The organism is Brachybacterium zhongshanense (genome assembly GCF_055385755.1).
Genome location: NZ_AP043790.1, coordinates 2,601,452 through 2,625,927 on the forward strand (window position 1 = coordinate 2,601,452; position 24,476 = coordinate 2,625,927).

Genomic DNA, 24,476 nt, shown 5'->3' on the forward strand with positions numbered 1-24,476 from the left:
GGGGATGCCGTAAGGGTCCGCCCTCAATCCTCAGTCCTCGGCCAGGGCGAGGAGCTCCTCCGCCCCGACCTTCTGCTCCGGGTCGGCGATCGCGCCCGTGAACAGGATCCCCTCCTCCTCGAGCACGCTGCGGGGATCACGGGTGTCCGTGGGGTCGGACCATCGGAAGGCCTCCGCCACACGTCCCTCGGAGGTCAGCACCCGATAGGCGCCCACGCACTCGCTGCAGACGGAGACGTGATTCGCCAGAGGCTGGGGCGCCGTGCCGACCGCCTCCGCGAGAGCCGCGTAGGTGGTCCACCGGCCCGTCGGCAGCGCCTCGAGGATGCGATGCGTCGTCCGCCAGTCGAAACCGCGACGGCTGTCCCGCAGACGTCGGCGCACGGCGTCGATCACCGCGTCCGGCGCCTGCGGGACCGGCCAGAGAGCGATCGCCTGCTCGGCCAGCCGCTCGCCGCGACGGACGATCTCCTCCTCGGTCCATTCCTCGATCTGGCCGAGACCGGCATTGAGCCGCAGCGGGCTCTCCCGGAAGCCGCCGACCATGTCCCGCTTCTGCGGGAAGGGCCGGTCCTGGTACTCCGAGTTGTAGCCGGTGAGCGTCAGGTTCCCGAGCGTGTGCAGATGCTGCTCGTGGATCCTCCTCCAGTCCTCCCCGAGCGCCTCCCGCCAGGCCGCGGAGAGGTTCTCGTTCTGCGGCATGATGTGCTCGATCGTGAAGTCCGCGACGGAGATCGGCTCTTTGCGGCCCGCGTTCTCGAGATTGCGCAGCAGATACGCGGTGCGCGGGAAGTTGTAGAGGTCCGCAGTGCGCAGCGCCGCCGCGAACTCGTCATCACGCGGGAAGCGCTGGGACGAGGAGAGCGTGAGGAAGCGGGCGGCGAGGCTCGTGACGTAGTCGGACCGGTCGATCGCAGCACCGATCTGAGCGAACGTGGTGCGATGGGTGTTGGACGGCACCTGGCACACCGCCCGGCGCACGAGGAACGACGTGATCATCGCGACCACAGCGAGGACCTCCTCCTCGGACAGCGTCCCCTCGGCGTAGTCGGCATACACCTGGAGCAGGAACGGATGGACGACGCTGGCACGCAGCTGCTCGAGGTCCCGGAAGGCCCGCGCGAGACGCGGGCTGCTCTCCGCGCCGAGCGCGAACGCCGCGTAGTGCCCGGAGCACCGGTGGAGGTCCTCGACGAGATCCCGTCGCGGATGTCCCTCGCGCTCCCGTGCGAGGGCGAAGTCCTTGAACGCCTCGTAGATGTCGCCCTTCCGCAGCGTCACGTCCCGGGTGCGATAGGTGAGGTAGTGGCGGACGAACTCGTCGAACCGCCCCTCCTCGGCACGGGCGAAGCGCTGCTCCATCGGCTGCCAGTACCCCGTGTACAGCGCCTCCTGCTCCGTCGGGACCCGATCCATGAGCACGAAGTTCCGGATGAGGTCCGCTTGCGAGAGCCGCTTGCCCGTGGAGTTCATGGTCTCGAAGACCAGCTGCGGATCGTCCTTTCGACGGTCCAGGCTGACGTCGACGACGACGAGCTTGCGCAGGCCGTTGCAGAGATCCACGAGATCGACCTGCGGATCGGCGAGCTTCCGGCGGAAGAGGGCAGCGTTCTCGATGACACGCGAATGAGTGCCATCCGGGACCGGGGTTCGCGCGATGAGTGCCTGCATCGCCGGCTTGTCCGCCTTCGAGAGGATCAGCTTGAAGAACCGGTCGCCGTCCTCGTCGTCATTCGTGAGATAGCGACGGCGGATCTTCTTCGGGGAGAAGCCCTCGACCGGCTCCTGCCTGTCCTCCGGGAGCGTTTCGAGATGCTCCGCCAGTGCCGCGAGAAGCAGCATCACCGTGGTCACGCGCTGCTGGCCGTCGATGATGAGATCCGGTTCCGCCGAGGAGCGAGTCCCCTCCTCGCGCTCGACGTAGACGATCGATCCGGTGAAGTGGCTGTCGAGCCTCTCGGTGCTGCCGGCGTGGAGGATGTCCGCCCAGAGCCGTTCGCACTCGGTGTCCGTCCAGGAGTAGACCCGCTGATAGATCGGGACCATGAACTGGGTGACGGACTTCAGCAGCGTCAGGAGGTTCGCGTCGTACGCCTTCATCCCTTGATCTTCGCAGCCGGATCGGACAGACGGGCACAGTCCGCCCTGGTCCGCCCCGATCCGCGTCGGCCCCGCCACGTCGGGGCGTCGGCCCGCCCCTATCCCCGCCGCGTCAGGGCGTCGGCCCGCGCCGTCCGACGAAGCCGTCCATGGTGCGGTTGATGCCGAAGAAGTCCATGACCCGGTCGAAGGCTCGCACGGGAAGGATGCGGGCGGTCGGCATGAAGCGGGCCAGGCGCGGCAGGATGAGCTGCTGCGCCCCGGACTCGACGGCGTCGAGGATGCGGCGGGCCACGTCGGCCTCCTCGAGGATCGGCAGCAGACGGGGGAATCTCGTGGTGACCCCGTCGAACATGCCCGTATCGATGTAGTACGGCGCGACCAGGAGCGTCGAGACCCCGCTCCCTCGGACACGGAGCTCGTTGCGCAGGGACTCGGTGAACCCGAAGGCGGCGAACTTGCTGGCCGAGTAGTCCGTCTGCTTGGCGACGCCGGCGATGCCTGCAGCGGAGGAGATGGTCACGATGACGCCGCGGTCCCGGCTCTGCATGGCGGGCAGGAAGGCTCTGGTGGTCCAGTACAGGGCCAGAGTGTTGACCTCGAAGGTCCGGATGATCGCCTCGTCCGTGGCGTCGAGCAGGTCGGCGCCGGTGACCACTCCGGCATTGTTGATGAGCACGTCGATCGCTCCGGTCGCCTCCGCCGCGTCGGCCACGGCGGCGCGGTCGGAGACATCGACGACGGCGGCGGAGGCGCTCCCGCCGAGCGCCTCGATCTCCGCCTTCACGGCCTCGGCCCGTTCTGCGGAGAGGTCCCAGAGGATGATCTCGCGGGCTCCGCGCCTGGCGGCGCCCAGCGCCATGGACCGGCCGATGCCGCTGCCGGCCCCCGTGATCAGGATGCGGGCGCCGCGCACCGCGAGTCCGCGCACGTCCTTCGTTCTCATGGTGTCCTTCCCGCCTGGTTCCGAGTCCGCAGCGCACGGGGAGCCGCGACGCTTCCACCCTCAGCATGCCGCGCACCCGCTCGCTGGGAAGCCCTCAGGCCCACCGCTTCCGCGCCGACGTCTCCCCCACCCCCGCGTTGAACATGTTCAGCGGATCCAGCTCCTGGAAGTGCTCGACCATCGACGCGGGTGCCGGGTAGATGCGCCCGTAGTTGTGCTCGGCGGGGACGGCGGCTCCGCGGTCCTCGAGCAGCGCCGTTATCTCCTTCTTGAGCGCCACGGGATCCACTCCCTTCTTCGCCACGTGGTCCTGGTGCAGGACATGGCAGAAGAAGTGCCCGAAGTAGACGCTCTCGAGCAGCTGGTCGGCGATCCGCGGGGGCAGCCGCTCCAGCCAGTCCTCGTCGTCACGGCGCAGGGCGACGTCGAAGGTGACCATCGCGGAGGCCTCCGCACGGTGCATGACGAAGAAGCGGCTCGCGGCGCTCGCCACGCCGAAGCGGATCAGGGTGGCGCTCTTCGCCTCGTCGGCCTCGCATTCGAAGAACTCGCCCTCATGATCGGACGCGGCGAAGAACGCAGTGAGCATCTGCGCGGTCGCCTCGCGCTCGCTGCCGCTGACCACCAGCAGCAGGTGATGCTCGAAGCGGTCGCGGAAGTCCGTCAGACGCGGAGGGATCCGCTCAGGGACCAGGGAGAACAGGGTTTGGGAGATCGCGTCGGCGGCTGAGGGCCCCAGCCCCGGCACCTTCGCGAGCACGGCGTTCGCCCAGCCCTTGAGGGCGAACATGCGCACCAGGGTCCGGGAGCCGGCGTGCTTCAGGGAGACGTAGGTGTCCTTGCCGTACTCGCACGCCAGGTCGAAGGCGTGCGAGCTCATGTACTCCCCGGAGATCGGCAGGGGGCCGTCGGCGGCGAGGAAGGTGCGGCGCAGCGCCTCGAGGCCGGCGGGCCGATCGGTGCCGATATAGAAGGTCGCCCTGTCCTCCTCGAGCGGGAAGGTGCGGGTGCGCACCGCGAACACCAGGATCTTGCCGGCGCTGCCGGACGCCTCATGGAGGAAGGTCGGGTCGGCGTTGAAACGGGCCGGGGTGCCGACGATCTCGCGCACGTGCTCGGCGTAGGCGGTGCCGGTGGAGTCGGGCGGCGGCGGGGTCACGTCGGCCGCATCCCAGTCCCCCCGCTCCAGACGGTCCAGCACATGCGCGGGGTCGGAGCCGAGCTCGATGCCCAGATGGTTCACCAGCTGGATCCGCCCCTGCTCGTCGACCCTGGCGAAGATCGCCTGCTCGGTATAGGCGGGGCCCTTCCGGATCTGGGAGCCTCCGGAGTTGTTCGCGATGCCGCCGACGACGGTCGCACCGATCGAGCTCGAGCCGATCACCGAATGGGGCTCGCGGCCGTGCGCGGCGAGGGTCTCCTCGAGCGAGAAGAGCGTCGCGCCGGCCAGGCACACCGCCTCGCGCGCGTCGTTGATCAGGTGGATCCCGTCGACCCGCAGGGTGGACATGATGACGATGTCGCGGTCGCAGTCCTGGTCGCCGGGACCGGACCCGCCGGTCAGGCCCGTGTTCGCGGCCTGCGGGATGACGATCAGGTCGTGGTCGACGCACACCTGCAGGGCCCGCCACATGTCCACGAGGGAGCCCGGGCGCAGCACGGCCAGCACCTCCCCCGCCCCGAAGCGATCGCCCGTGGTGTACGGGGCCGTGGCCCGCGCCGAGGTGAGCACATGCTTGCGCCCCATGATCCGGGTGAAGGCCTCGACGGCCTCCGCCGCTCCGCTGCTCCGAGATGTGCGCATGTCCGCTCGCTCCTTCTCCTCGGGTGCGTCGGGCGCTCCAGCGCGCCCCAGGCCCGTCCTGGGACCCGATCCCTCGCGGGGTCCGGCCAGAGTAGCCATTCCGAGGCGCGGCAGGCGGGGTGGGCGGGGAAGGACAGGAAGGGGCGGGCGGGCGCGCATCCCCCCACTCGATCGTCCACAACGTCGAGGGCTGCCTTTCGAGCTTTTGGTAGGTTTATCTGCATCGCATAAAGTTCCCTAAAGCTCCAAAGGACGACGCCGTGGATCCCGTCACGAACCCTTACACGCCCAACGCGGGCGCACGGCCGGACGTGCTCGCAGGACGAGATGACCAGCTCTCGAGCTTCTCCGAGCTGCTCCAGCGCGTGGCACGGGGTCGAGCCGCCCGCTCGATGATCATCACCGGATTGCGAGGCGTCGGGAAGACGGTGCTGCTCGGCGAGTTCCGCGAGACCGCGCTCGAGCATGGATGGAGCGTGGTCGAGCACGAGGTCTCCAAGCACGACGACCAGGGGTTCCGCAGGCTGCTGGCAATGCATCTCAGGACTGCCCTGTTCGATCTGGCTCCTCGCGCACGATGGACTGATCGCTTCCGCCGCGCTGCCGCGGCGATCTCCTCCTTCACGTTCTCCATCGACCAGGCCGGTCAGATCCAGGCCGGCCTGAACGTCGAGACGATCGAGGGGCTCGCGGACCACGGCGATCTGTCCATGGATCTGACGGATGTGCTCGTCACCCTGGGAGAAGCCGCCAAGGAGAAGGAACGCGGAGTCGTCATCCTCCTGGACGAGGTCCAGTTCTTGTCGCAGGAACAGCTCGAGTCACTGATCCTGGCTCTCCACAAGACAGTGCAGCGCGCACTGCCAATCGTCCTCGTCGGTGCAGGTCTGCCCCAGGTCGCGGAGCTCGCCGGCGACGCGAAGTCGTACGCCGAACGGCTCTTCACCTTTCCGATCATCGGGAACCTCTCCCCGGACGATGCCCGGCGCGCTCTGCAGGCGCCCGCAAGACAGGAGAACGCCGATTACGAGGACACGGCGATCGAGAGCGCGTTCGAGGTGACCGGCGGCTACCCGTACTTCATCCAGGAGCTGGGCTGGGCAGCGTGGAACGTCGCTGAGAGGACCCCGATCACGACAGAAGACGTCACTGACGCGATCGACCACTACCTCGCCAAGCTCGACTCCTCGTTCTTCCGGGTTCGCCTGGATCGCGCCACCGAGCTCCAGACGGCGTATCTCCGTGCAATGGCAGAGCTCGGACCCGAACCGCAGAAGGCCTCCGACGTCGCGGCTCTGCTCCATCGGGAGTCCACTCAGCTGGGCCCCACCCGTGCCGAGCTCATCGACATGGGCCTTCTCTACACGCCATCCCACGGCTATGCCGCATTCACCGTTCCTCACTTCGACCAGTTCATGCGGCGAGCAGTGCCACAGCTCACCGTTCCAGAACTGCGCAAGCGGCGCCGTCGCACCTCGTGACCGGCCGCGGGCCTCGCCGCAGATCGACACCTCCGTGCAGTGCACCGACATCTCCCCGCGGCTCAGCGCAGATCCCGCCTCACCCCTCCGCCCCGAAGCAGACCCGATCACCGGCGGTGCCCGGCCCGCTCCGATATCGTCGCAGCGTGTCCCCATCCCGCCGCTCCAGCACCCGCCGCACGACCTCCCGCCGCCGCGGCTCGAGCAGCTCCGGCAGGTCGAGCAGCTCCTGCGGCTCGAGCGGGTCGAACAGGTCGAGAGGCTCCGGCAGGTCGAGCGGCTCGCAGCGGCCGCTGCCCTTCGTCGGCCCGGGTGAGCGCCTGTGGGTGCTGGACGTCCCCTACGGGACGCAGGTCGAGGACGCCGCCTGGCATCCGGCGGTGAGGATGCACCTGCACGTCGGCCGCTCCCTGCCCGCGCATCTGCAGCCCTTTGCGCCCGGCCCGCACACCCTGGGCCGCTTCCTCGAGAACACGCTGAACCCCGACTCCCCCGCGCCCGTCCCCGAGCCGACCGAGGGCTTCGAGCCGCGCCAGAACCAGTACGAGGCGGCCGATGTGATCGCCGCCCGCGCAGCGGCCGGCGGCCGCCTGTTCCTGCTGGCCGACGAGCCGGGGGTCGGCAAGACGATCTCCGCGGTGCTGGGCGCGAGCGCCGTCGGCGACCTGCGCGGCGCCCGACGGGTGCTGGTGGTCGCCGACCGGCCCGCCGCGATCACCATCGGGCACTGGTGCCGCACGATCACGGCGCTCGGCGACAGCGGCCTGGAATGGGTGGTGATCACCTGGGACCGGCTGGAGAAGGTCGCCGACCACGACTGGGACGTGATCATCGCCGACGAGGCCCACGCCCTGCGCCGCACCACCACCAAGCGATGGAAGCTGTGGGCACGCATCTCCGGCCACAGGAAGCCCCATGAGAAGGCACCGTTCGTCATCGCGACCACCGCGACGCCCGGCCACACCCCGCTCGAGCTCCCCTACCTCGCCCCCGCCTACGCGCAGGTGCACGGCGAACCGATGACGCAGTGGACCTCGGCGAAGGACCCCGGCGCGGGCTTCGCCTCCGCCCTCGGACGCCACGGGATCGCCGTCGAGCGGGGACGCTACGGCCCCGCCTGGACCTCGGACGCGACCCGTCGGGCGGAGGACCTGGGCCGGGTGCGCGGCTGGCTCGAGGACGCCGAGCCCACCGCGATGCTGCACCGGGCCGCGCCCTGGGGACCGGTGCCGATCTCCGGCATGCCGGTGGCCCTCACCCCCGGCGAGCGCGAGGCGTACGAAGCGGAATGGGGCGAGTTCTGCCGCGAGATGGATGTGGCCCGGCGGGGACGCAGCACCGCCAAGGGGCGGGCGGCGCTGCTGCGGTTCCGGCAGAAGGCCGGGCTGATCCGGGTGGACTCCACGGTCGCCTGGATCGCGCAGCAGGTCGAGGCCGGACGGCAGGTCGCCTGCTCGGTCGAGTTCGTGGGCACCGCGGCGGAGCCGATCACCGAGAGGCTGCGCGACACCGGCCTCGAGGTCGCCACGATCTTCGGGCAGGACCGGTTCGACGTCGAGGCCGAGCGCCTGCGCTTCCAGACGGGCGAGGCACCGGTCTGCGTGTTCACCACGGTCGCCTCGATCAGCCTGCACGCCGGGGAGATCCTGCCCGGCGGCCGACGGGCGAGCACCGAGCCGCGCGTCGGCGTGTTCCACCAGGCCCGCTTCTCGGGCATCGCCGGGCGGCAGGTCACCGGCCGCACCCACCGTGACCACCAGGTCTCCCCCTGGCACATCGCCTTCGCCCAGGGCACCGTCGAGGAGCAGGTCAGCAAGGCGATGGTGGAACGGATCGCGGCGGCCTCGGACACCGTCGGCGGGGACACCGAGAGCCTCGAGGACGTCGCCCGTCTGCTCGGCGCCGACTGGCTGCCCGCCGCCGCCCTCACCGACGGCGACCGCTGATCGCGGCCGCCGCGAGGTGCAAGCAGGTACCGGACGACGCGCACAGCGCCTCACCCCCGCAACGCAGGTTTCGCACCTTTCTCCTGCGGGGGTAACCGGGGCGAAACATCGTGCGGCATCGGCTGAAACACACGTTGCCTACGGTCGTCGGACACCCCGCGCTTCGCGGCGCATCGGGCCGACGACCGAGCAGAAGAAGGCGACCGCATGGATCTCCCCTCCCGCACCTCCCGCACCTTCCCGACCTCCCGCACCTCCCCGTCCTCCCGGACGCTGTCCGCCGGGAGATCCTCGAGGAGGGCCTTCGTCGTCGGCTCCCTCGCCGCGGCGAGCACCCTGTCCCTCGCCGCCTGCGGCGGGAGCGCCGGTGCCGGGTCCGGGGACGAGAGCGGCGCCGACCACGGCACGGTGGACGTGAACTTCTCATGGATCAAGAACACCGAGTTCGCGGGCGAGTACTTCGCTGTCGACCGCGGCTACTTCGAGGAGGCCGGGTTCTCTGGGGTGAACCTCATCGCGGGCGGTCCCAGCGGCACCTCGACCGAGTCGATGGTGCTCTCCGGATCCGCACTGATCGGCACCTCGACGCCGCTCGCCGTCGCCCCGCTGATCCAGGACGAGGAGGCGCCGCTGAAGATCATCGGCACCACCTTCCAGAAGAACCCGTTCAGCATCATCTCGCTCGGGGACGCCTCGCCGATCACCACGCCGCAGGACGTCATCGGCCGACGCATCGGCGTGCAGTCGGGGGTGAACGAGACCCTGGTCGAGGGGTTCCTGACGGCCAACGGCATCGAGCTCTCGCAGATCGAGGTCGTCCCCGTCCAGTACGATCCGCAGCCTCTGTCCAACGGGGAGGTCGACGGCTTCTTCGGCTATGTCACCAACGAGGCGCTGACCCTGGAGCTGGCCGGTGAGGACGTCGTGAACCTGCCGCTCGCGGACAACGGCCTGCCCTTCATGGCGGGCAGCCTGGTGGTGTCCCAGGAGAGCATCGAGACGCAGCGGGAGACGCTCAAGGACTTCCTGCACGCCCTGATCCGCGGCTGGAGCGATGCGATCGCGGAGCCCGAGGAGGCCGCCCGGCTGGCGGTCGAGGACTTCGGTGCGGATCTGGGCCTGGACCCCGAGAAGGAGAACCGCCAGGCCGAGGAGCAGATCAGCCTGGTCAGCACCGAGGAGACCGATGCCGACGGGCTGCTGACGATGTCCGAGACGCTCATGCAGCAGAACGTGGAGGCGCTCGCGGACGCCGGCTTCGACCTCACCGTCGAGGACTGCTTCGACGCGTCCCTGCTCGAGGAGGTCTATGCGGAGCACCCCGAGCTGCTCTGAGCCGCGCCCCGTCGGCCCTGCACCCGCCGTCGGCCCCGACGGCCGCCCACCCCCGAAGACACCGGCCACCCCGAAGACAGGAGAGAGATGACCACGCTCTACATCGGCGATGTCGTCGTGACCATGGATGCGACCCGCGAGGTCCTGAGCGCCGGAGCGATCGCCGTGGACGGCAGCGAGATCGTGATGGTCGACAGCGCCTCGCTCGTCAGGGCCCAGTACCCGCAGGCCGAGGTCGTCGACCTCACCGGTCACATCCTCCTGCCCGGGCTGGTGAACGGGCACCACCATTCGGGGGTGCTGCGCGGGACGGCGGAGCACCTTCCCGTCTGGGAGTGGCTGCGCCTGCACATCGACCCGATGCATCGGGTGCTCACGCCCGATGACGCCGAGGCCGCCGCCTGGCTCTGCTACGCGGAGGGCCTGCTGGCGGGCACCGCCACCGTCGTGGACATGTGGCGGCACATGGACGGCGCCGCCCGCGCCGCCAGCGCCCTCGGCAACCGCCTGGTGAGCGTCAACTACGTCGGCTCCCATCCCGACTACGACTACTTCGACTCCCTCGACGACAACGAGCGCATGCTGCAGACGTGGAGCGGCGCGGCCGACGGTCGGATCATGCCGTGGGTCGGTCTCGAGCATCTCTTCTACGCCGACGACGCCGGCTGTCGGCGCGCCCTGGATCTCTCGCGCGAGTACGGGACGGGCATGTATCTGCACTGCTCCGAGTCGGAGATCGAGCTGAAGCAGTTCGACGCCGAGTTCGGGGCGCGCCCCATGGTCGCCCTGGAGCGTCTGGGCTTCTTCGACGTGCCCCGCACGATGATCGCCCACGCGGTCTGGCTCGACCAGCAGGAGATCGATCTGATCGCCGATCGCGGCGTCGGCGTCTCCCACAATCCCGTCTCGAACATGAAGCTGGCCAGCGGGATGGCACCGGTCGCCGAGATGCTCGCCGCCGGTGTCGACGTCGCCCTCGGCACCGACGGGGAGAAGGAGAACAACAACCTCGACATGTTCGAGGAGATGAAGGTGGCGTCGCTGCTCGGCAAGCTGCGCGCCATGGATGCCGCGGCGATGGACTCCTGGCAGGTGCTCGAGATGGCGACACTGGGCGGCGCCCGCGCTCTGGGCATCGGCGATCGCATCGGATCCCTCGAGGCCGGCAAGCAGGCGGACTTCATCGCCGTGCGGACCGGCACCCCGCGCACCACCCCGCTCATCGCCGACGGACCCTATGCGAACATCCATCACAACCTCGTCCACGCGGTCCGCGGCTCCGACGTCGCCATGACCGTGGTGGCCGGGTCCGTCGTCGTGCGCGACGGCCAGCTCGTCAACGCCGATCTGGCGGAGATCGTCGAGCGCGCCGCCGCCGTGGTGCCGGACCTGTTCGCCCGCAGATCCGCCTGGCTGGCCGAGGCCGGCGACCCGGAAGGACTCTTCTCATGACCCCCACCCACAGGGCCGCTGCGTCGCCCCTTCCCGGGCAGGATCCGCTCTCCGCGCAGGACGAGGCCCACCTCCGACGCGCCATCGCCCTGGCCGGGGAGAGCGTGGCCCGCGGCCGGCATCCCTTCGCCGCGCTGGTCGTCTCCGCCGACGGCGAGGTGATCTCCGAGGGCCTGAACAACTCCCTCCCACCCGACGGCGATCCGACCCAGCATGCCGAGCTGGTCGCCGCCGCGGCCGCCGCCCGCGCCGTCCCGCCCGAGGAGCTCGCCCGCGCGACCCTCTTCACGAGCGCCGAGCCCTGCGCCATGTGCTCGGGAGCGATCTACTGGACGGGCATCGGCCGCGTCGTCTACGCCCTGTCCGAGACGCGCCTGCTGACGCTCACCGGCGACCATCCGGAGAACCCGACGTTCTCCCTCCCCTGCCGCGACGTCTTCCGCCGCGGCCAGCGCACCATCGAGGTCAGCGGCCCTCACCTGGAGGACGAGGCCGCCGCGACCCACGAGGGGTTCTGGACGAGCGACTAGGTCCCGGGTACCGCCCGATGTTCATTTCTCACCCATGTTCCCGTCTCGTGAAGACATGGGTTCCATTGAGCATCCGTCGGGCGCGGACGCCGCAGTCCTGGCGGAGACGCTCGAGCGTCTGGATGAGCTGGGCATCCGAACGAGCTGGAAGGCCGGTGCGCCCAATGCTGGGGCCGTCGCGACAGGCCGGCTCCAGCTCGACATCGGTGACCAGACCGCCGAGCTTCCTGCGGTCCTCAGCGCGAGCGTCAGCTCGACCGACCTCGCGTTCATCCCACGCACCCCGCAGACGATCCTGCTGACCCGCTATGTCTCACCCGGTCGCATTGACGGCCTGCAACGCCTGGGGTGGAGCGGATTCGTCGACACCGCCGGCAAAGCGTCATTGAGGTCCCGGGGCCTGCTCATCGGCAACGAGCGCGGACGGCGACTCCTGCGGCGTGACCTGGCTGCGGATTCCGGGGCATCGATCGGGACCGTCAACCGCGTCGTGCGAGCGCTGTGCGAGCGCACTCCACCGATCCTCGACGGGAAGAACCGGGTGCTGCGTCCCGGGACCCTGGAGGACGGGTGGGTCACGGCCTATGCCGCGATGCAGCGGGCCGCGTGGCCCGAGGAGCGGTTCACCAGCGACCTCTGGAAGGACCCGTCGGATCGCCTCGAGGCGTCCCTCTCCGACGGCGCTCTCCTGGGATCGGAGCTCGCAGCTGTGCGCAGCGGGGCGCCGATACGCCCCGTCGACCTCGTCTCTCCATCCAGCCTCGAGAACCCCCATTTCGCTGAATCCGCAGCCAAGACGATGGTCGTCATCTATGAAGCCTGACGCAGAGGCATTCGTCTGGGACTCGAGTCGGGCCGCTCAGCGCCCCGACAGCCCCGCGGCCGCCTCGTACAGCGCCCGATGCGCGGGTCGCAGCCTGCCGTAGGCCTCCACGGCCTCGGGGTCCGGAGCGGTGACCTCTCCCCCGCGCTCGGCAAGCGGCGCGATCCGGTGCTCGAGGCCGAGCGCCTCCGCGCCCGCGAGGGCCGCACCGAGCAGGGTTGCGTCGGGCAGAGGCGCGTCGGGCAGGGATGAGCCCGAGCCGACCGCGAGCACACGGCGGCCGGTGACATCGGCGAGGATCCTCCGCCAGGGGGCGGAGGCCGCTCCCCCACCGACCACGGGCAGCACCTCGTCGCCGATGTCGCCGACGGCGCAGACGCCACCGCCGGCGCCATCGCCATCGCCATCGCCGAGATCGGACTGCCCGGGCAGAGCATGCGCCAGGGCGAGGGCGACCCCCTCGAGCATCCCCGCATACAGGTCGATCGGACGGGTCGAGGTGCTCAGGCCGAGCACGGCACCCCGCAGCGCATCGTCGCGGACGGGGAACCTCTCGCCGCCGAGCGACGGGAGGGTGAGCAGGCCCGTCGGCCCGCGGCCGTGCTCCCACTCGCGCTCGGCGAGCAGACGGTCGGCGCTGTCCGCGTCGGCCCCGCCCAGATAGGCGCTGCGCGCCCAGGCGGCGGCCGCACCGGCGGCGAGGACCGCGGAGATCCGCAGCTCGGCGTCGCCGGCGAGCGCGAGACGGTGCGTGGCGAGATCCATGGCCCGCGCTCGACCGTCAGTCGGTGCTCCACCGTCGGTCGGCGCCCCGCCGTCGGCCCGCGCCCCGCCGTCGGAGCGGATGCTCGCGATCCAGCCGCTCGTGCCGAGGGAGGCATGGTCGCGCCCGGGGGCGGGACCGGTCACCCCGAGCGCGGCGGACCCCGCATCACCCGGCGCGAGGACGATCGGCACCCCCGCTGGAAGACCGATCAGCGCTCGCGCGTCCGCCCCGGTGCGGCCGACGATCTCGCCGAGCGTGCGGGTGAGGCGCGGCAGGAGCGCCGGATCGATCCCGGCGGCGCGGGCGACCGACGGCGACCAGTCCCGCGTGCGGGCGTCGAGCAGGCCGGTCGCGGCGGCCGTCGTCGGATCGCAGTGCGCTCCCGCGCCGAGAATCCGGGCGAGATGCCCGGCGGGCCCGAGGACGATGCCGCGAGCATCGGCGACCGCCTCGGGCCGGACGCGGGCGAGGCGCCGGAACATCGCCGCGCAGCTGCTCGCATCCTGCAGGTTCCCCGTGATCGCCTCCCAGTCCTCGCCGTCGCGGGCCAGCGTCTCGCGGATCTCCCGGGCCTCCCGTCCGGCCCGCAGATCGGAGTAGAGGATCGCCGTATGGACGGCGCCTCGCTCGCCCTCGAGCACGAGGTCCTGCATCTGACCGGTCAGGCACAGCGCCGCCACGTCGGCCGACGGCGGGAGCGCCCCGGCGATCGCGGCGCGCGCCGCGACGATCCAGTCGACGGGGTCCTGCTCCCTGCCGCCGTCGGACGTCGTGCGCGTGAGGAGGTCGGCGCTCGAGACGGCGATCGCCCGTCCCTCGAGATCGATCAGTGCGGCCTTCGCGCAGGACGTGCCGAGGTCGAGGCAGAGCAGGACGGTCATGGAGCAAGGGTAGGCAGGACAGCACCGGCGCCGCTGCCCGCTGCCGGTTGCCTGCTGTCTGCTGTCTGCTGTCTGCTGTCTGCCGCCCACAGTGCGCCGTGCACCGTGCACTGGGCCGCCGGGTGCTTTCCGGACACCGGGCGGCCCAGCTCGGGGCGGGGTGGGTCGACTGCCCTGGCGGGTGTGAGGAGCCGTCAGTCGGTGAGGCCCTCGAGAGCGTCGTGGGCGGCGTGCTCGCGCAGGTGGTCAGCGGTGTAGGGGATGGTGAAGCGAACCTTCCCGTGGCCAGCTGGCTCGATGATGCCGTCGCGGATGAGGCGACGGCGGTACTCGCCGGCGTACTGGGCGGTGACGCCCATGCGCCTGGCGATCTCACCGGTACGGGAGACGCCCTCGTCCTGGGCCATGGCAAGCAGGTAGGTGCGATCGACGTCGGACAGCGGGCGCAGGGCCGCGGCGTGGACGAGTCGGCCGAGACGTCGGCGGGCGGCGGCGACGCCTGTTTCGACAGCGACGACATCGACGACGCCGGTCGGCGAGGCGTTCTTGAGCGTGTAGTAGCCGACGAGCTGGATCATGAAGGGATAGCCAGCGGCGGCGTCAGCGGCGCGGTCGAGGGCACGCACGTCGATCTCGCGGTTGCCGTCGGCGATGGTCCGGGCGAGGGCGGTGCGGACGTCACTGCGGGAGACGGGCCCGATGGTGTGGTGCTCGGCGCGGCGGAGGAAGGTTGCTCCGGGGTGGTCGAGCAGTTCCTCGATCGGAGTGGCGAGGCCGGCGCCGGCGAAGCCGAGCATGCGGTCCTCGCGGCGGGCGTACTGGAGGATCTCGCCGAGCTTGCGCAGCTCCTCGAGGGCGGCGGACTGGATCTCGTCGACAGTGATGACGAGGCCGCGACCGCTGGGACGCAGGGCGTCGGTGAGTTCGGCGATCTGGGAGCGGAGGGTGGACTCGGCGGGGTAGCGCTCATCCCACCCGCCCCCGGCACCGACGGGACCGAGGGAGATGCTGCCGCTGGTGAGCTTCGTACGGGGCTGCTCGGAGTGCACCCGGAGGAGCCGCGGGAGGTGGTCGCGGCTGAGCCGCTCGAGGAGGCCATCACTCGAGGCATCGCTGATGACGAGCCAGCCTGCCGCTCGGGCAGCGCGCGCGTAGGCGTCCAGCAGGACAGTCTTGCCCATACCTCGCTGGCCCGAGAGGAGCACCGTCAACCCGGTGGGGTCCAGGAGCCCGTCGAAGGTGTCTTCGAACTCGTCGAGCAGTGCGTCGCGGCCGACGAGGACGTGCGGGTACGTGCCGAAGGACGGCCGGAACAGGTTCGGAGACATCCAAAAAGTATAAAGGACAATGGGCAAATAAGAACAGGTCACAAGGGGCGTGCACCGTCCCGGTTCCAGACCGGGACGGGCAGTTCCCGTCGACCTCAGTATGGAGGGACAGCGGCGATCCGCGGAGGGGATGGCTCAGGGGCTGTTGCCGGCAACGTGCGCAGGGCCTCGGATGCGAGAACGGGGCGCGGCGGCGCAGGGTCGGGCGGGGATGGAGATCGGCGGGGGCCTCCCCGGCCGCGCGCGCCGCGCCTATGGTGGACGTACGCCGCACGGGCGGAATCGCCGCCCGAGCGGACGCTTCGATCAGGAGGACTCCGATGAGCACCGACGACAAGTTCGAGAATGCGAAGGACGACCTGGCGGGCAAGGCCAAGGAGGGGCTGGGCAAGCTCACCGGCGACAAGGAGACCGAGACCGAGGGCAAGGTCGACCAGGCCACGGCCGGTCTCAAGGACAGGGCGCAGGACGCGAAGGACGCCGTCTCCGGCGCCCTGAACAGCCTCAAGAACGACAAGCAGTGACCTCCGCGGGGCGGTCGTCGGGCATCGGCGGCCGCCTCCTCACGACCCTCGCCCTCGCGGTGACCCTGCTGGGCACCGCGGTGGGCGTGGGCGCCTTCGGTGGCGTGGCGACCCAGGACGCCGGCGGCGGCGTCCTCGCGGCCGATGCCACCCATCTCGCGCCCGCGACGACCGCCTTCTCGATCTGGTCCGTCATCTACCTGGGGCTCGCCGCCTACACCGTGCAGCAGTGGTGGGACGGCGAGGACCGACGGCGTCTCCGCGCCCTCGCGATCGCCTCCATGCTGCTGAACGCCGCCTGGCTGCTGGTGGTGCAGGCCGGGTGGGTGATGCTCAGCGTGCTCCTCATCGCAGCGCTGCTCACGGTGCTCGTGCTGCTGCAGGGCCGCCTCGCCGCGCAGGCCCCATCCGGGACGGTCGAGCGGATCATCGTGGACGGCACGTTCGGGCTGTATCTCGGATGGGTGAGCGTGGCCACGGGCGCGAACATCGCCTCGGCGCTGCGGTCCGCGGGCCTCATCGCGCCCGCGCAGGTCGGCGCCTCGACGGCGACCGCGCTCGTGCTGCTGGTCCTCGCCACCGCGGCGGGTGCCATGCTCTGCGTGCGCACCGCCCGTCGCGCGGGCCGCGGCCCGATCGCGCTGCCTGCGGCGCTCGCCTGGGGACTGGCATGGATCGCGGTGGGCCGGCTGACGGACGCCCCGCACTCGGCGCTCGTGGGCGGCGCCGCGATCGCCGCGGCCGTGCTGATCGCCGTCACGGCCGTCCAACTGATCCGCACATCCCGCCCCTGAGACCACCGGAACCCCTCGGCGCCGGTCGGCGCCCCTGAACCCGCCCGACCGAAGGGACTGTGACCATGGACGGCACCGACAGCGCACCCGGGACCGGGCGAGCTCCCGCCACCGGCCTGCGCGCCCGCATCGGACGGCGTCAGCTCGGCGCCCTCGCGGGCCTCGCCCTGCTGCCCCTCGCCGGCTGCGGCCTGCGCCCCGCGACCGCCTACACGCCCGACGCCGGCCCCGGATCGATCCAGCCCATCGAGGGCCCGCCCGACGGCGCTTCCCTCACCATGACCGGCAAGAACTTCACCGAGCAGCTCATCCTCGGGAAGATCGGCGTGATCGCCGCCCGCGCCGCCGGGTTCCAGGTCGACGACCTCACCAACGTTCCCGGCTCCGTGCCGGTGCGCGAGCTGATGACATCCGGCGATGCCGACATGACCTGGGAGTACACGGGCACCGCCTGGCTCACCTACATGGGCGAGGAGGAAGGCATCCCCGACCAGCAGGAGCAGTGGGAGGCCGTGCGGGACGCGGACCTCGCCAACGGGCTCACCTGGCTCGAGCCCGCACCCCTGAACAACACCTACGCCCTGGCCGTGCGCTCCGAGGCCGTCGAGGAGCTGGGCGGGATCTCCACGCTCAGCGAGCTCGCCGACCTTCCCGTCGAGGACCGCACGATCTGCGTGGAGTCCGAGTTCAACTCCCGGGCCGACGGCCTGGTCCCTCTGCTCGAGACCTACGGCATCCCCCGCGACGACCCCGACGGCGTGCCCGGAGAGAACATCAGCATCTACGACACCGGCGCCGTCTACACCGCGACCGATCGCGGCTCATGCAACTTCGGCGAGGTCTTCACGACCGACGGCCGCATCGAGAGCCTCGACCTGACGATCCTCGAGGACGACCAGGGGTACTTCCCCGCCTACAACGTCGCCGCGGTGCTCAGCACGAGCACCCTCGAGACCTACCCCGAGCTCGCCGACGTCTTCGACCAGGTCACCCCCACCCTCACCGACGACGCGCTGCGCTCGCTGAACCTCCGGGTCGACGAGGGCGGAGAGCTCCCGGCCGACGTGGCCCTCGACTTCATGATCGAGCAGGGCTTCGTCACCGAGACGTGAGCAGGCGCGGGTCCCCGGCCGCACCGACGCCCCGTCCCACCGCGCTCCCCTCACCCGAGAGCGAGCATCGCGGCCACGCCGAGCATCGTCGCGGCGACGACCCCGTCGAGCACCCGCCAGGCGCGAGGGCTCGAGAGCACCCGTCCCAACCGCCGCGCACCGAGGCCGAGCGCCGTGAACCACAGGGCGCTGCCGGCGACGGCTCCGACGGCGAACAGCGGCGCCTGTGCGCCGTGGGTGGCGGCGATCGATCCCAGCAGCAGCACCGCGTCGAGGTAGACATGCGGGTTCAGCCAGGTCAGGGCGAGCGCCGCGGCGATCACAGCGCCGCGACCGGTCCCGCGGACCGCGCGGGCGCCGGGGTCGGCGTCCGCCCCGCCGTCGGACCGCAGGGAGCCGCCGCCCTTCACGGCGCGACGGGCGGCCAGCAGGGCATACCCGGTGAGGAAGGCGGCACCGGCCCAGCGGGCCGCGCCGACGACCTCCGGATGGGACCGCACCAGGGACCCGAGCCCGCTCGCACCGGCGCCGATCAGGACGGCGTCGGAGGCGACGCACACCGCGATCACCGGCAGCACGTGCTCGCGGCGCATGCCCTGGCGGAGCACGAACACGTTCTGAGAGCCGATGGCGACGATCAGGCCGAGGCAGGCGGCGAAGCCGTGGAGAGCTGCAGTCACCCGGTCGACGCTAGAGCCGAGGTCTATGAAGCGCCAGCGATGATCCCTGACTCATGTGAAGCAGTGCTTCATCTACGATGCGTTCATGCTCATCGATCCCGCGCTGGCCGAGACGCTCCGCATCGTCGCCGAGGAGGGCACGCTCGAGGCGGCCGCGAGGCGGCAGTTCATGACCCCGTCGGCCGTCAGCCAGCGGGTGAAGCTGCTCGAGCAGCAGGTGGGGCAGCGTCTGCTGGTGCGCGCCCGGCCCGTCCGGCTCACGGAGCCCGGTCGGGTCGTGGTCCGCTATGCCCGGGCCCACGAGCTCGTCGAGCAGGAGGCGCGGGCGGAGCTGGGGCTCGAGGCGCAGGGCGAGCATCCGCGGATCGGCATCGCCGTGAACTCGGATTCGCTCGCGACGTGGCTGCTTCCGGCCTTGGCGGACTTCTCCCGGGACCATGACGCCCAGCTCGAGCTGCTGCGCGAGGATCAGGACGAGACCGCCCGTCTGCTCACCACGGGCGCCGCGATGGCGGCCGTCGCCTCCAGCCCGGAGGCTCCGCCCGGCTTCCGCTCGACGCCGCTGGGGAGCCTCGTCTACATCGCGGCCGCCTCGCCCCTCTGGCGGGAGCGGTGGATCGCTCCGGACCCCGGGACCCGGACCGGCCCCGGGCCCGGGCCCGGGCTCCTCGCGGAGGCTCTCGCACGTGCCCCGCGCATCGACTTCGACCCCCATGACGACCTGCAGCGCACCTGGCTGCGCGGTCAGGGCGTCGATCCGGCTCGCGCGCCCCGGCACCTGGTGCCCTCGACCCATGAGATCGCCACGGCGGCCGTCGCCGGGCTCGGCTGGGGAATGCTGCTGACCAGCCAGGCGGAGCCGCTGATCGCGAGCGGCGAGCTGATCGCGCTCGGCGGGGAGGAGGTCACCACGCCCCTGCACTGGCATGTGGCGGCCATGCCCTCCGCGCTCCTGGATGCGCTCACCGAGGCCGTGCTCGCGACGGCCCGCCGGGAGCTGCAGCAGGGCTGACGGCGGTCCGCGGGTCGGCCTGCACCCGCAGGTCGGGATGCGCCGCACGGGTGAGGCCGCTCAGCGCAGGTGGCCGCCGGGCCCCTCGAGCGGGAAGCGGGCCGGGCGCGGGGGCTGCGGCGGGGCGCTCAGCTCGGCGGTGATCTCCTGAGCCAGAAGGACCGTCATGTCGTGGCGCCACTCCGGCAGGCCGTGGATGTCGTCGTGGTAGAGGTCCGCGGGGATCGCGGCGTCGACGAGCGCGCCGATCTCGCCGTCCCCGGCGCCGAGCGGGACGGCGAGCTGCACGGGGCGCACGGTCGAGGCGGTGACGGTCAGGCGCAGGGTGCCGTCGCCGAGGTCGCGGCCGATGAGCAGCACGCCGGAGCGGCCCAGGTTCGACAGCGACAGGCGACGGAACGCCGCCCTCGACGCGAGCGCCTCACGGGACACGTGGAAGCTGCGGATCAGCTCGCCGGGCGCGAGGGAGGTGCGGCCGTCGCCGACGACGAGCCGTGCGACCGGCACGGTGCGCCGTCGGCCGCCGGGTCCGTGGATCGTCGCGACGGCGTCGAGCCCGGAGAGCAGGGACGTCATGGGACCGGCGGGCAGGGCGGTCGCCACGTTCCCGCCGACGGTCGAGGTGTTCCAGATCTTGAAGGAGGCGACGAAGGCGTCGCAGCAGGGGCGGATGATCGCTGTCGCCGGCCACTGCTCGGCGTCCGGGAACCCGGGCCGCCGCGGGGTGCGGCCGACGCCGGGGCGCAGCAGGGCGTAGGGCGCCTCGCTGCCCGGGAGGGCATACAGCTCGGCGATCGTGCAGGTCGCGGCGAGCTCGAGCCCGTCCTCCCGCACCGTCCACGGCGTCCATCCGGCGGAGCGCAGGTCCAGCAGACGGCGCAGGGTCGAGCTGCCGTAGGAGAACAGGACGGTCCCGCCGGCGAGCCAGGCGTCGCCGTCGGCGAAGTCATCGGGGTCGGCGGTGGCGACGACCTCCTCGACGGTGCTGAGGTCCACGGCGCTCAGACCGCGGTGCCCATGCGGCGCAGCACGAGTCGCTCGAGGGCGGAGACCAGGCCGTACAGCACCAGCGACGCGAGCGTCACGACGACCACGGAGGCCCACACCGAGTCGTAGCGGGCGCGGGAGACGTCCGAGACGATCTGGTAGCCGATCCCCTGTCCGGTGGCGAGCCATTCGGCGAGCAGCGCGCCGGTCAGGGCGCCGGGGATGGAGATCCGCAGGGCGGTGAACAGCGCCGGCAGGGAGGCGGGCAGGGCGACCTTGCGGAAGGCCGCGACGCGGCTGCCTCCGAAGACGGTCACCACGTCGACCATGGCGGGCGAGGCAGAGCGCAGCCCGAGCACGATCGTGACCAGCGCGGGGAAGAGCACGACGATCCCGCCCATCGCGCCGACGGTCGCGGTGCCGCGGCCGAAGATCAGGATGAGGATCGGCGCCATCGCGACCAGCGGCACCGAGCGCAGCAGCATGGCCAGCGGCATGAGGGCGTCCTCGACGCCCCGCACGAGCGTGAACAGGGCGGCGACGACCAGGGCGACGGCGAGACCGCACACGAAGCCGATGCCGGCGTCGGCGAGGGTCCGGCCGAGGTTCGCGAGCACCGCCGCGCGATGCTCCCCGGCGTCCTCGTCCAGGACCAGGTAGGCCCAGACGTCGAGCGGCCCCTTCCCGATGAAGCTGGAGACGTCCAGCACGCGCAGCCCGGCGGACCAGATCGCGACGACCACAGCGAGGGAGACGACCACGCCGAGCACGGAGCGGGAGACGTTCTTGAGGGCATAGGCGGTCATGACCGCGCTCCTTCCGAGCCGGAGGCCCATGGGGTGGCGAACCGGGCGATCAGGGCGAGGACGGCGAAGCCGGCGCCGGCCAGCAGGCCGCACACGATCGCCACGCCCCACACCCGCTCGATCTCGAGGGACTGCTGGGCATTGACCATCGCCGGGCCCAGCCCGCGGTCGACGCCGCCGACGTACTCGCCGAGCACCGCACCCAGCAGCGCACCGGGCGCGGCGATCTTCAGGGAGTTCAGCACGCTCGGGAGCGCCGAGATGACCTGCACCTTCCGCAGCTGGGTGAGGCGGGTGCCGCCGTAGACCGAGATGACGTCGAGCGCGGAGCGGTCCGCGGCGCGGAAGCCGAGGATCGAGCCGACGAGCGTGGTGAAGAAGACCGACAGCGCCGCCAGGACGACCGCGGTGCCCGAGGGGGCACCGCTCTCGGGCGGCCCCAGGACGATGAAGATGATCGGTCCGATCGCGACCAGCGGCAGGCAGTAGCTGATGACGCCGAGCTGGGTGATCAGCCGCTCGAGCGCGGGCACGACCATCACCAGTCCGGCCAGCAGCAGGGCGATCGCATTGCCGCCCAGATAGCCGAGGCCGGCCTCGGCGAGGGTGACCGAGGCGTTGCGCCAGTAGTAGCCGAACCCGTCGGCCGCGAACTGGCTGAGGATCGCGCCGGGCGTGGGGATCGCCCCGCCGTCGGCCGCACCCACCCCCGACAGGACGGTGGACGCAGCGATCCACCACACGGCGATCGTGCCGAGGACGCCGATCGTGCCGATCGCCCAGCGCGGCAGCGGCCGACGGGTCCGGGTCGGCGCGGGAACGGACGCGCCGACGGTCGGTGGTGCGCCTCCGGCGGGCAGGGAGGACGATGCGCCGTCCTGGGCGGAGTCGGTGGCGAGGGTCATGGTGCGCTCCTTCCGGGCATCGCTCAGGCGCTGACGGCGGCGTTCGTCGGGGTTCCGAACAGCACCTCGGAGGCGTGGTCGCACAGGGCATGGAACTCGGGGGTGCGCATCATCTCGGGGGTGCGGGGCCGCGGCAGGTCCACGTCGAAGACCTCGACGATCCGGCCCGGCCGGGCACTCATCACGGCGACCGAGTCGGAGAGGAACACGGCCTCGGAGATGCCGTGGGTGACCATGAGCGTCGTGGCCGGCTTCTCCGTCCAGATGCGCAGCAGCTCGAGGTTCAGGCGCTGGCGGGTCATGTCGTCGAGGGCGCCGAAGGGCTCGTCGAGCAGCAGCACCTCGGGCTTGACGACGAGGGCGCGGGCGATCGAGACGCGCTGGCGCATGCCGCCCGAGAGCTGGCCGGGCTTCGAGCTCTCGAAGCCGCGCAGGCCCACGAGGTCGATGAGGTCGTCGATGTAGGGCTCGTTCTCGAGCTTCCCGGCGACCTCGAGGGCGAGGCGGATGTTCGCCCGCACGGTGCGCCACGGCAGCAGCGCCGAGTCCTGGAAGGCGATGCCGAGACGGGCGCTCGCGCGCAGCTGCTCGGGGCTCATCCCGTCGACGCGGGCGATGCCGGCGGTCGGCGTCTCGAGTCCCGCGAGGATCCGCAGGATCGTCGACTTCCCGCAGCCCGAAGGTCCCAGCAGGGACAGGAAGGAGCCGCGCTCGGTGGCCAGCTCGGTGTCCTGGAAGGCCGTGACGGGGCTGCGGCCCGAGGTGTAGGTCTTGCTCAGGCCCTGGAGGTCGATGCCGGTCGCCCCGGCCCGGGGCATGTCGGGGCCGCGCTCGGCCTGCGGGCCGGCAGGGATGGCGGCGTCGGCGGGGGTGGTGGTGCTGGCGGATGCGGTGGCGCTCTGCTCGGTCATGGTCGTGCCCTTCGCGTGGTCGTGCCCTGCGGGCGGATGGTCGGCGGTCAGGAGGTCAGGAGCTCAGGACAGGAGATCCGGGTTCGCCTCGTAGACCTCCTCGAGCAGAGACATGTCGAAGAAGCTGTCGGCGTCGACCTCGTGACCGGCCAGGGCGAGCAGCTCGACGTTCTTCGCGGCGAGCTCCTCGGAGATGGTGAACAGGCCCGCGGCATCGGTCTCCTCGCTCACCACGAGCTGGTTCTGCTGCTCCGCCTGCAGCTCCTCCTTCTCGGGGTTCAGGCCGAGATCCGAGCCGTACTCCTCGTAGGCGAGGCGGGCGGACTCCTCGGGGTCGGCGAGGGCGTCCTGCCAGCCGCGGATCGTGGCGGTGAGGAAGGCGACGAGCTCCTCACGGCGCTCCTCGACGTTCTGCACCGTGGTGACGAAGGCCCCGGAGACGAAGGGCAGCCCGTTCTCGGCGAAGGGCAGGTTCACCACGTCGTGCCCCTCGAGGCCCACCGTGATCGCCTCGTTGGTGAGGGTCCCGATCTGTCCGTCGACCTCGCCGTTCATGAGGGGCTGCGGGTCGAACTGGACGGTGACCTTCTCGACCGAGGAGGGGTCGATCCCGTGGACCTCGAGCAGAGCCGAGAAGAGCACCTCGTTGGTGCCGGTCGCCACGCCGATCCGCTTGCCCACCATGTCCTCGGGGGTCGCCACGGGGTTGTCGGCCGTCGAGTAGATGGTGAAGGGGTTGCGCTGGAACTTCGCGCCGAGCAGGACGAGCGGCGCGTCCTCCCCCGCGACCATGGAGCCTGCTGCGAGGGGGGTCGTCATGCCCACGAGCGCGGAGTCGGACAGGACCATCGCCTCGGAAGAGGTGCCGCTGGGCCCGCCGGGGATGAGGGTCGTCCCCTCGAAGCCGGCGTCCGTGTAGTAGCCGCGGGAGTCCGCGAAGTACTCGCCGGCGAACTCGGTGGTGCGGATCCAGTTGAGGTTCACGTCGAGCGCTCCGAGACCGTCGGACCCCGACTCCGAGCCGCTCCCGCGGGAGCAGCCCGCCAGCGCGAGCGCGGAGGCGGAGGCGGCGAGCGAGCCGGCGAGCAGGGTGCGGCGGGACGGGGCGCGGAATCCGGCGGAGGGACGGAGCATGGGGTGCCCCTTTCTGGGGTGGCTGAGGAGGAGCGGCCGACGGGCGGGAGGCCTGCCGTCGCACCTGGTCGTCGCAACAGGTCATCCGATGTCGGCCACGCTATGGAACGACTGTTTCGCGAGCGGTGCGGCTCTGTTTCCGGGGCGTAAACCCCGGTCACCGGCGCACTCGTAACATCCCCGACATCTCCCGCTCCTAGCCTGGCCGCGCCCCGCGGC

At 71.3% G+C, this 24,476-nt stretch carries 21 protein-coding genes; 10 read left to right on the forward strand and 11 right to left on the reverse strand.

The genetic code is table 11. From position 1 onward, the window contains the following. Positions 1-30: 30 nt before the first annotated feature. The 3 genes from ACZ5AJ_RS11665 to dld all read right to left on the reverse strand — a co-directional run bounded on the left by ACZ5AJ_RS11665 (position 31) and on the right by dld (position 4,850). Positions 31-2,100, reverse strand: a complete 2,070-nt coding sequence (locus tag ACZ5AJ_RS11665; RefSeq protein WP_464134740.1) for a DUF262 domain-containing protein — start codon at positions 2,098-2,100, stop codon at positions 31-33. A gap of 112 nt (positions 2,101-2,212) precedes the next feature. Beyond that, complete coding sequence (locus tag ACZ5AJ_RS11670; protein WP_464134744.1) at positions 2,213-3,046, reverse strand: SDR family oxidoreductase; 834 nt, start codon at positions 3,044-3,046, stop codon at positions 2,213-2,215. A gap of 94 nt (positions 3,047-3,140) precedes the next feature. Beyond that, entirely contained in the window at positions 3,141-4,850 is a 1,710-nt protein-coding gene (gene dld / locus ACZ5AJ_RS11675; RefSeq protein WP_464134748.1) for a D-lactate dehydrogenase, read from the reverse strand. A 260-nt stretch (positions 4,851-5,110) separates the two neighbouring features. Between dld and ACZ5AJ_RS11680 the strand changes: the two genes are divergently transcribed. The 6 genes from ACZ5AJ_RS11680 (at position 5,111) to ACZ5AJ_RS11705 (ending at position 12,417) form a co-directional block, all read left to right on the forward strand. Continuing rightward, positions 5,111-6,331: an ATP-binding protein gene (locus ACZ5AJ_RS11680; protein ID WP_464134752.1), complete on the forward strand. Its 1,221-nt coding sequence runs from the start codon at positions 5,111-5,113 to the stop codon at positions 6,329-6,331. Between the two features lie 146 nt (positions 6,332-6,477). Next, positions 6,478-8,277, forward strand: a complete 1,800-nt coding sequence (locus ACZ5AJ_RS11685; RefSeq protein WP_464134754.1) for a DEAD/DEAH box helicase — start codon at positions 6,478-6,480, stop codon at positions 8,275-8,277. A 207-nt stretch (positions 8,278-8,484) separates the two neighbouring features. Then, on the forward strand, positions 8,485-9,612 hold the full coding sequence (locus ACZ5AJ_RS11690; RefSeq protein WP_464134758.1) for an ABC transporter substrate-binding protein: 1,128 nt from the start codon (positions 8,485-8,487) through the stop codon (positions 9,610-9,612). 87 nt (positions 9,613-9,699) lie between these two features. Then, the gene (locus tag ACZ5AJ_RS11695) at positions 9,700-11,064 is read left to right on the forward strand and encodes an amidohydrolase family protein (RefSeq protein WP_464134761.1); all 1,365 of its coding nucleotides are present in this window, start codon (positions 9,700-9,702) and stop codon (positions 11,062-11,064) included. Then, positions 11,061-11,594 carry a nucleoside deaminase gene (locus tag ACZ5AJ_RS11700; RefSeq protein ID WP_464134764.1) on the forward strand — a complete coding sequence of 178 codons (534 nt, stop codon included), beginning with the start codon at positions 11,061-11,063 and terminating at the stop codon, positions 11,592-11,594. Before ACZ5AJ_RS11695 ends, ACZ5AJ_RS11700 begins: the two co-directional genes overlap by 4 nt. A 55-nt stretch (positions 11,595-11,649) precedes the next feature. After that, a complete protein-coding gene (locus ACZ5AJ_RS11705) occupies positions 11,650-12,417 on the forward strand; it encodes a hypothetical protein (RefSeq protein ID WP_464134766.1) in 768 nt (255 codons plus the stop codon). Between the two features lie 36 nt (positions 12,418-12,453). Here the strand turns inward: ACZ5AJ_RS11705 and ACZ5AJ_RS11710 are convergent, their stop codons facing one another. Both ACZ5AJ_RS11710 and ACZ5AJ_RS11715 read right to left on the reverse strand, forming a co-directional pair. Then, positions 12,454-14,064 (reverse strand): FGGY family carbohydrate kinase, encoded by a 1,611-nt coding sequence (locus tag ACZ5AJ_RS11710; RefSeq protein ID WP_464134769.1) that lies wholly within the window; start codon positions 14,062-14,064, stop codon positions 12,454-12,456. 194 nt (positions 14,065-14,258) lie between these two features. After that, entirely contained in the window at positions 14,259-15,392 is a 1,134-nt protein-coding gene (locus tag ACZ5AJ_RS11715) for an ATP-binding protein (protein ID WP_464134772.1), read from the reverse strand. Positions 15,393-15,712: 320 nt separating this feature from the next. On the opposite strand from ACZ5AJ_RS11715, the gene ACZ5AJ_RS11720 reads away from it, so the two are divergent. The 3 genes from ACZ5AJ_RS11720 (at position 15,713) to ACZ5AJ_RS11730 (ending at position 17,822) form a co-directional block, all read left to right on the forward strand. Continuing rightward, a complete protein-coding gene (locus ACZ5AJ_RS11720) occupies positions 15,713-15,916 on the forward strand; it encodes a CsbD family protein (RefSeq protein ID WP_464134776.1) in 204 nt (67 codons plus the stop codon). Beyond that, entirely contained in the window at positions 15,913-16,710 is a 798-nt protein-coding gene (locus tag ACZ5AJ_RS11725; protein WP_464134781.1) for a tryptophan-rich sensory protein, read from the forward strand. The genes ACZ5AJ_RS11720 and ACZ5AJ_RS11725 overlap by 4 nt, the downstream gene beginning before the upstream one ends. A 65-nt stretch (positions 16,711-16,775) precedes the next feature. Then, positions 16,776-17,822: a glycine betaine ABC transporter substrate-binding protein gene (locus tag ACZ5AJ_RS11730; RefSeq protein WP_464134784.1), complete on the forward strand. Its 1,047-nt coding sequence runs from the start codon at positions 16,776-16,778 to the stop codon at positions 17,820-17,822. 50 nt (positions 17,823-17,872) lie between these two features. On the opposite strand, the gene ACZ5AJ_RS11735 is transcribed toward ACZ5AJ_RS11730, so the two are convergent. Beyond that, positions 17,873-18,502, reverse strand: coding sequence for a LysE/ArgO family amino acid transporter (locus tag ACZ5AJ_RS11735; protein WP_464134787.1), 630 nt, complete (start codon positions 18,500-18,502; stop codon positions 17,873-17,875). Positions 18,503-18,587: 85 nt separating this feature from the next. On the opposite strand from ACZ5AJ_RS11735, the gene ACZ5AJ_RS11740 reads away from it, so the two are divergent. Then, positions 18,588-19,514: an ArgP/LysG family DNA-binding transcriptional regulator gene (locus ACZ5AJ_RS11740; protein WP_464134792.1), complete on the forward strand. Its 927-nt coding sequence runs from the start codon at positions 18,588-18,590 to the stop codon at positions 19,512-19,514. Positions 19,515-19,574: 60 nt separating this feature from the next. On the opposite strand, the gene ACZ5AJ_RS11745 is transcribed toward ACZ5AJ_RS11740, so the two are convergent. The 5 genes from ACZ5AJ_RS11745 to ACZ5AJ_RS11765 all read right to left on the reverse strand — a co-directional run bounded on the left by ACZ5AJ_RS11745 (position 19,575) and on the right by ACZ5AJ_RS11765 (position 24,257). After that, the gene (locus tag ACZ5AJ_RS11745; RefSeq protein ID WP_464134795.1) at positions 19,575-20,510 is read right to left on the reverse strand and encodes an FAD binding domain-containing protein; all 936 of its coding nucleotides are present in this window, start codon (positions 20,508-20,510) and stop codon (positions 19,575-19,577) included. Positions 20,511-20,515: 5 nt separating this feature from the next. Next, on the reverse strand, positions 20,516-21,307 hold the full coding sequence (locus ACZ5AJ_RS11750) for an ABC transporter permease (RefSeq protein WP_464134797.1): 792 nt from the start codon (positions 21,305-21,307) through the stop codon (positions 20,516-20,518). Continuing rightward, complete coding sequence (locus tag ACZ5AJ_RS11755; protein WP_464134801.1) at positions 21,304-22,212, reverse strand: ABC transporter permease; 909 nt, start codon at positions 22,210-22,212, stop codon at positions 21,304-21,306. The genes ACZ5AJ_RS11750 and ACZ5AJ_RS11755 overlap by 4 nt, the downstream gene beginning before the upstream one ends. Before the next feature lie 23 nt (positions 22,213-22,235). Then, complete coding sequence (locus ACZ5AJ_RS11760; protein ID WP_464138763.1) at positions 22,236-23,030, reverse strand: ABC transporter ATP-binding protein; 795 nt, start codon at positions 23,028-23,030, stop codon at positions 22,236-22,238. Between the two features lie 156 nt (positions 23,031-23,186). Beyond that, positions 23,187-24,257 (reverse strand): ABC transporter substrate-binding protein, encoded by a 1,071-nt coding sequence (locus ACZ5AJ_RS11765; RefSeq protein ID WP_464134804.1) that lies wholly within the window; start codon positions 24,255-24,257, stop codon positions 23,187-23,189. Positions 24,258-24,476: the final 219 nt, after the last annotated feature.